At 50.5% G+C, this 562-nt stretch carries 1 protein-coding gene; it reads left to right on the forward strand.

The genetic code is table 11. The annotated features are described in order from the left end of the window. Positions 1 to 471: integrase core domain-containing protein (locus PORUE0001_RS09825; RefSeq protein WP_007365403.1), on the forward strand; the 471-nt coding region annotated here is incomplete at its 5' end. Positions 472 to 562: the final 91 nt, after the last annotated feature.

Genomic DNA, 562 nt, shown 5'->3' on the forward strand with positions numbered 1-562 from the left:
GGACTCATCTTCCATAGCGACCGAGGCTGTCAATACGTCTCCAAGCAGATGACCGACTACGAGGCCAGCCTAGGCATCGTAACCAGCGTTACCCAGACCGGCAACCCTCTCCACAACGCTATGGCTGAGCGACTTAACGGAATCATCAAGAACGACTGGCTCTACAACTTCGAGGATAAGCCCATAGATCAAGTTCGGGAGATCCTCTCGCAAACGATTGCTCTCTATAACACAGCGCGTCCTCATCGAGCCCTCAACAAGAAGACTCCGATGCAGATGCTCATACCAGATTACCCCAACCCTCTAACCACACAACCGCCTAAGAACCAGATATCTAAGAACGATTCACCAACAGCTCCGAGCCTCAAAACTCCGAGCCCATGCCGCCCAACTCCCAACAAAGAGCTATCTTTGTGTACCTCCGCAGTAAAGACGACCACAAGTCGTGTACCCCAGCAGGAGCAAAACTAACAGATGAGTACACTCACAGGAATAACAAAAATAACCCGAGTACCATCTCAGTAACACCTCCCCAACTGTGTACTTTTTTCAGGAAGAGGAC

The organism is Porphyromonas uenonis 60-3, assembly GCF_000174775.1.
GTDB lineage: Bacteria > Bacteroidota > Bacteroidia > Bacteroidales > Porphyromonadaceae > Porphyromonas > Porphyromonas uenonis_A.